The sequence below is a fragment of the Thermohalobacter berrensis genome, assembly GCF_003609645.1.
Classification (GTDB): domain Bacteria; phylum Bacillota; class Clostridia; order Tissierellales; family Thermohalobacteraceae; genus Thermohalobacter; species Thermohalobacter berrensis.
Window position 1 is genome coordinate 38916 of the sequence record NZ_MCIB01000015.1, and the last position, 6898, is coordinate 45813.

The 6898-nt window shown below is 29.1% G+C and carries 6 protein-coding genes; 5 read left to right on the top strand and 1 reads right to left on the bottom strand.

Annotated elements, in window-relative coordinates:
- Window positions 1–122: 122 nt before the first annotated feature.
- On the top strand, window positions 123–1247 hold the full coding sequence (locus tag BET03_RS08085) for a polysaccharide deacetylase family protein (protein WP_120169165.1): 1125 nt from the start codon (window positions 123–125) through the stop codon (window positions 1245–1247).
- A gap of 15 nt (window positions 1248–1262) precedes the next feature.
- On the opposite strand, the gene BET03_RS08090 is transcribed toward BET03_RS08085, so the two are convergent.
- Window positions 1263–2186, bottom strand: a complete 924-nt coding sequence (locus BET03_RS08090; RefSeq protein WP_243096893.1) for a Na/Pi cotransporter family protein — start codon at window positions 2184–2186, stop codon at window positions 1263–1265.
- Window positions 2187–2293: 107 nt separating this feature from the next.
- On the opposite strand from BET03_RS08090, the gene pdaB reads away from it, so the two are divergent.
- From pdaB to BET03_RS08110, 4 genes are all read left to right on the top strand, one after another.
- Entirely contained in the window at window positions 2294–3064 is a 771-nt protein-coding gene (gene pdaB, locus BET03_RS08095; RefSeq protein WP_120169169.1) for a polysaccharide deacetylase family sporulation protein PdaB, read from the top strand.
- Between the two features lie 270 nt (window positions 3065–3334).
- Window positions 3335–4237: a bifunctional enoyl-CoA hydratase/phosphate acetyltransferase gene (locus tag BET03_RS08100; RefSeq protein ID WP_120169171.1), complete on the top strand. Its 903-nt coding sequence runs from the start codon at window positions 3335–3337 to the stop codon at window positions 4235–4237.
- Window positions 4238–4306: 69 nt separating this feature from the next.
- Window positions 4307–6082: an indolepyruvate ferredoxin oxidoreductase subunit alpha gene (iorA, locus tag BET03_RS08105; protein WP_120169173.1), complete on the top strand. Its 1776-nt coding sequence runs from the start codon at window positions 4307–4309 to the stop codon at window positions 6080–6082.
- Window positions 6083–6084: 2 nt separating this feature from the next.
- Window positions 6085–6657 carry an indolepyruvate oxidoreductase subunit beta gene (locus BET03_RS08110; protein ID WP_120169175.1) on the top strand — a complete coding sequence of 191 codons (573 nt, stop codon included), beginning with the start codon at window positions 6085–6087 and terminating at the stop codon, window positions 6655–6657.
- Window positions 6658–6898 lie beyond the last annotated feature (241 nt).

Sequence of the window (6898 nt, forward strand, 5' to 3'; positions counted from 1 at the left end):
TAATTTGTGGTGTAGTTTTATTTTTACCTTAAGAAAAAAATAAATACTATTTAAAAAATGTATATGGTGAAATAGTATTATAAAAATTGTAAAATTTACAAAACTAAAAGGAGGAAAAACATTTGAAATCAATCATGAAAGTAATTGTAATATTTTTATTAATAATTAGCTTAGTTGGATGTACAGGTCCAAATACAGAAAAAGTTGATACAAATAATCCAGTTGAGGAACAAAAACAAGAAACTAAAAATACTGATAAAGAGCAAGGTTGTGAAACAGATAATAAAGAAAATGAAGTGAAAAAAGATCCGACAAAAGATATTGATTTATCAATTAAGCCGAATGAAGCAGGTCAAATAATGGTACTTATGTATCATCATATAGGAAAAAAAGAAGATACCTGGGTAAGAACAGTAGAAAATTTCAAAAAAGATTTAAAAGTACTTTATGAAAAGGGTTATAGACCAATAAGTTTAAAAGATTTTGTAAATAATAATATACATGTTGAAGCTGGTTATACACCAGTTGTAATTACATTTGATGATGGTAGACAAAATAATTTTAATATTATTGAAAAAAACGGAGAATTGATAGTAGACCCTAATTGTGCAGCAGGTATAATGGAAGAATTTCATAAAAAACATCCTGACTTTCCCTTAGAAGCTACTTTTTTCGTTTTCGGGAAAAGACCCTTTGGACAAAAAGAGTATGTAGAATATAAACTTAAATATTTGATAGATAAAGGTTTTGATATAGGAAATCATACGATTGATCATAATAATTTTAGTAATCTAACACCAGAAGAAATACAAAGAGCTATTGCTAAAAATGTAGAGTTTTTAAATGGAATCTTACCAGATTATGAAGTAAATACACTTGCATTACCATATGGAAGTAGACCTAAAAATAAAGAATATGAAATCTTTTTAAGAAAAGGTGAATATGATGGGGTAAAATATGAAAATATAGCTATATTAAATGTAGGTTGGAAACCCTCAGTTTCTCCTATTGATAAAAATTTTAATCCATATTCTATCCATAGGGTAAGGGCTAGTGAAATGAATGTAGATAATGTAGGTATGTATGACTGGTTAGAATATTTTGATAAATACCCTGAAAAGAGATTTATAAGTGATGGTAATCCAGATGTAATAACTGTACCAAAAAAATATGAAAATAGAATCGATAAACAAAAACTAAATGGTAAATTTTTATATTTATATGATAACGAAAAGAATCTTAAATAATATCCCAGAGCATATTTAATCTGGGATTATTTTTTTTGATATTTTAATGAGTAAAGGATAAATAGGAAATAGTATTATAGTGGTTGAAACATTAAAGATAGTGTGTGCATTAGCTAGTTGTTTAGATGGGTTTTCAGGAGATAAACCATGAACAATAGAGTATAGATAATCTATTAAAAAGTAAAAGATAACTACCCCTAAAATATTAAACATTATATGTATTAAAGCAGCTTGTTTTCCTTTTTTGTTAGTGATAAGGCTTCCTATAAAGGTATCAGTACATGTACCTATATTTTGACCTAAAAGTATAGGTATTGATGTTTTAACAGGAATTATTAAATTTGAAGCTAAAACTTGTAGAATTGCAATACCTGTACTACTACTTTGAATTATAGAGGTTATAATAAAACCTAAGAATATACCGGCAATTTTATTAGTTTCTATATTCTTAATCAATATTATTATTTTTTCATTTATGTTTGTTGAAGAAATTGAATTTTCAAGAATTCTCATACCTAAGAATATTATACCTAAACTTAAAATAACACGTATTAAAGTTCTAAATTTTCTTTTATTATAAAAAGGTAATAGGATTATTGCTAATATAAAAAAATAGGGTATAAAATCATCTAATTTAAAAGCAATTAACTGGGCAGTAAATGTTGTACCAATATTAGCTCCCATAAGTATTGGAACTGCATTATATAAATTTATTAAGTTACTGTGAACAAGGGATATCACTATTAAAGTGCTTGCACTACTACTTTGAAGTAACGCAGTTGCCACTATTCCCAATAGAAGTCCTATTAACTTATTAGAAGTAAATTTTTCTAAATTATTTTTTACTTTTAAAGAAACAATATCCTCAAATGTAGAAGACATTAATTTAATACCAAATAAAAAAAGAGAAAGCCCACCTATAACACCGAAAAATATCAATATTTTTCCCCCTTATATATTAAACTTATTTCTAAAACAGAGACATGTTTAATATATATGTAGTATTAGAAAAATTATATGCATAAGAATTATAAGGGGGAATAAACTTGAGAATTTATCTATTTGATAAGAAAAACATTATAAGACTTTTAGTATTAGCTCTTTTGGTAAGTACTTCTTTAATATATTCCAACCTAACACAAGAGGAAATTATAAGTGTATTTAGTAATAAAAAAGAGTTACCTATTTATTCAGTTGATACTGATGAAAAAAAGGTTGCTATAAGTTTTGATGCAGCTTGGGGAGCCCAGTATACTAAAAATATATTAGATATTTTAGATGAATATAATGTAAAAACTACTTTCTTTTTAGTTGGATTTTGGGTTGATAGATATCCAGAAATGGTTAAAGAAATTCATAATAGAGGTCATGAAATAGGGAACCATTCTAGCAATCATCCCCGTATGTCTAGATTGAGCAAACAACAAATAGTACAAGAATTAAAGGAGACAGAAGAAAAAATTAAGAAATTAACCGGACAAAGAACCAATCTTTTTAGACCACCATTTGGTGATTATAATAATAGACTTATACAAACATGTAGGGAAAATGGGTATTACGTGATACAGTGGGATGTAGATTCTTTAGATTGGAAGGAATTAGGAGTACAGCCTGTAGTAGATAGGGTTACTAGAAAAGTAAAAAAAGGCTCTATAGTTCTTTTTCATAATAACGCTAAATATGTTACCAAATATTTACCTGTTGTTATACGAAAACTTCAAGAAAAAGGATATGAAATAGTACCTATATCTGAACTTATTTATAAAGATAATTATTACATAGATCATGCAGGAAAACAAATCAAAAAGCCTCAATAGGCTGCTTTCATAGAGCAGCCCTATTTTATTGTATAGACAGGAAAAACTATGAAGAAAAATTATATTATATCATGTATATTAATTAGACTCATAACTAAAAAAATAAAAAAATAAGAAGGAAAATTATAATACTAGCTTGAATATTATAATTGTTAACAAAAAAGTTACAGAAATTTTTAAAAATTTATAATTTTTTTGAAGGCAAGAGATGAAATATGATAAAATATGTTATGGAAATTTATATAAAAATAAATTAAAGGAGTGAAACGGGTGATAAAGACCTTAAATGATTTAATCGAAAAGGCTAAAAACCAAAAAACAAGAAAACTTGCAGTTGCAGCATGTCAAGATTATGAAGTGTTAAAGTCTGTAATAGAAGCAGCTAAAGAGGGAATAGTTGAGCCAGTATTAATCGGGGATAAAGAAAAGACTTTAGAAATTGCAAAGGAAAATGGAATAGATATAGAAAAATATGAATTAGTTGATGAACCTGAACTTAAAGAGGCTGCAGAAAGGGCTGTAAAATATGTAAGTAGTGGAAAAGCAGATTTTCTTATGAAGGGTATTATTGATACTTCAATATTGTTAAAAGAAGTACTAAATAAGGAGTACGGATTAAGAACAGATAGTCTTTTAAGTCATGTTATGGTATATGAGGTGCCAACATATCATAAACTTATTTTCTTAACTGATGGTGGTATGAATATAGAGCCTAGCCTTGAGGATAAAGTAAAAATTACTAAAAATGCTGTTAAGGTAGCTAAAGCATTAGGAAATAAAAATGTAAAAGTTGCAGTATTGGCTGCTAAGGAAAAAGTTAATCCTAAAATGATTGCTACAGTACATGCAGTTGAATTGGAAAAAATGAACAAAGATGGAGAGTTTGGAGAAGAAGTAATAGTAGATGGACCTTTAGCCCTAGACTTAGCTATATCAAAAGAAGCGGCTAAAATTAAAGGATATGAAAGTGAAGTAGCAGGAGATGCAGATATATTATTAGTACCAAATATAGAAATGGGCAATGGAGTAGGAAAGAGTCTAACATATTTTGCAAAAGCTAGTTCTGCAGGTATAATCATGGGAGCTAAGGCACCTGTTATATTAGTATCTAGAGCTGATACACATCAAGCTAAATTAAATTCTATAGCTCTAGGAAGTGTTGTAGCAGGTTAATTACAGTAAATGTGTAAAGGTTTTCCTAAAAGCAAAATTTGAACAAGAATGTAAAGGGGTGTAAATTACATGAAAAAACTTCTAACTGGAAATGAGGCAGTTGCCAGAGGGGCCTATGAAGCAGGGGTTACAATAGCTTCAGCTTATCCTGGAACTCCAAGTACTGAAATACTAGAGAATGTAGCTAAATATAAAGAAATATATTCAGAATGGGCTCCAAATGAAAAGGTTGCTTTAGAGGTAGCAGTAGGAGCTTCGATAGCAGGAGCTAGGTCTTTAGCTGCTATGAAACACGTAGGAGTAAATGTTGCAGCAGACCCATTATTTACTTTTGGATATACTGGTGTTAATGGAGGGTGTATCCTTGTAACAGCAGATGATCCAGGAATGCACAGTTCGCAGAATGAACAAGATAATAGATATTATGCTAAATTTGCTAAAGTAGCAATGCTAGAGCCAAGTGATAGCCAAGAAGCTAAAGATTTTGTAAAAATAGGTTATGAAATAAGTGAAAAATTTGATATACCAGTTCTATTAAGATTGACTACGAGAATTTGTCATAGTAAAGGTTTAGTAGAGTTTGAGGAAAGAAGTGAAGTAGGAGTTAAAGATTATGAAAAAAATATACCTAAATTTGTTGCTACACCTGCCAATGGTAGAAAATTACATGTTGTAGTAGAAGAAAGACTTAAAAAATTAGAAGAATATAGTAACAATTGTGATATTAATAAAATTGAGATGAATGATACAAAAATAGGTATTATTACTTCAGGTGTATCTTATCAGTATGCAAAAGAAGTGTTTGGTGATAAAGCATCTTACTTTAAATTAGGTCTTACATTCCCGCTTCCAAAAGCTAAAATAAAAGAATTTGCAGATAAAGTAGATAAACTATATGTTATTGAAGAATTAGAGCCTTATATAGAAACAGAAATAAAAGCAATGGGTATTGATGTTATAGGTAAGGAATTAATACCTAATATAGGAGAATTAAATCCTGATATAATTGCTGAAAAATTATTAGGAGAAAAAAGAGATACAGTAAATATTAATGAAGATAAAATTGTATCAAGACCTCCAACAATGTGTGCAGGATGTCCTCATAGAGGATTATTCTATACTTTAAGTAAGAAGAAAGATGTTGTTGTAACTGGAGATATAGGTTGCTATACTTTAGGCTCAGCACCTCCATTAGAAGCTATGGATACATGTATTTGTATGGGAGCAAGCGTAAGTGCTGGTCATGGTTTTAGTAAGGCAGTAGAGGCAGCTGGACGAAATACTAAGGTTTTTGGTGTAATAGGAGACTCAACATTTTTCCATTCAGGTATAACTGGGCTAATAGATATAGTATACAATAAAGGAAATGCTGCTACTATAATATTAGATAATAGAATAACTGGTATGACAGGACATCAAGAAAATCCAGGTTCAGGCTACACACTGATGGGTGAAAAAGTTGAAGAAGTAGATTTAGTTAAAATATGTGAGGCGATTGGTGTTAAGCATATAGAAGTAATTAATCCATTAAACCTAAAAGAAACTGAAGAAGCTATAGATAAGGCTATTAATACTGATGAGCCTGTAGTTATAATAACAAAGTGGCCTTGTGTATTGAAAAAATCACCAAAAGAGGAAATTGAGGAATATAAGTTAGCAGATAGAATAATATGTGAAGTTGATGCAGAAAAATGTAAGAAGTGTAAGCTATGTTTAAAAGTAGGATGTCCAGCTATATCATTTGAAGAAGATAAAGGAGCAATTATTGATGACACGATGTGTGTAGGTTGTGATATATGTATGCAAGTATGTCCATTTAATGCAATAGTAAAGGTGGGTGAGTAACTATGGATAAAGTAAAGAATATATTATTAGTAGGTGTAGGAGGCCAAGGAATAATACTTGCAAGTAAATTATTATCAAAGGGACTAATGGATGCTGGATATGATGTAAAAATGTCAGAAGTACACGGGATGGCACAAAGAGGAGGTAGTGTAACAACTCAAGTTAGATATGGTAAAAAAGTATATTCACCAATTATAGGAAAAGGGCAAGCTGATATTATAGTTGCATTTGAAAAAATGGAAGCAATGAGATGGATAGAGTATCTAAATCCAAATGGAAAATTAGTTGTGAACAATTATTCAATACCTTCAGTGCCAATATTAACTGGTGAAGCTCAGTATCCAAAAGATATTTTAGATGAATTAAAAGATAAAGTAGATACAAAGGTAATTGATGCGGCTAATGAAGCTAGAGAATTAGGAAATATTAGAACACAGAATGTAATTATGTTAGGTAGTTTATCAAAAGCCCTTGGATTAGATGAAGTTGATTGGGAAGGTGTAATTAAAGAGCTTGTAAAAGAAAAATATATAGATATAAATATTAAGGCATTCCATAGAGGTAGAGAATTATAAAAAACTACTAAAATAAAAGCTGATGGACTCTGAGTCCATCAGCTTTTATTAAATTTTGACCATTTTTTATTTTTAAATACAAGACTTCTTTATAAGGATGATGTTTAAATTTTGTTCTATAGGGTAATAATAATGTACAGCGAAAAAAGAAAGAATATGTAGAATATAATAAAAAAACAAAGATAATTTAAAATAATGTACAATTATACGAATAAAGTTAATTTGAATGGGGAAAATAATT

Coding starts and splice junctions, on each gene's coding strand:
- iorA (WP_120169173.1), top strand. CDS start 4,307: ATGAAAAAACTTCTAACTGGAAATGAGGCAGTTGCCAGAGGGGCCTAT.
- BET03_RS08110 (WP_120169175.1), top strand. CDS start 6,085: ATGGATAAAGTAAAGAATATATTATTAGTAGGTGTAGGAGGCCAAGGA.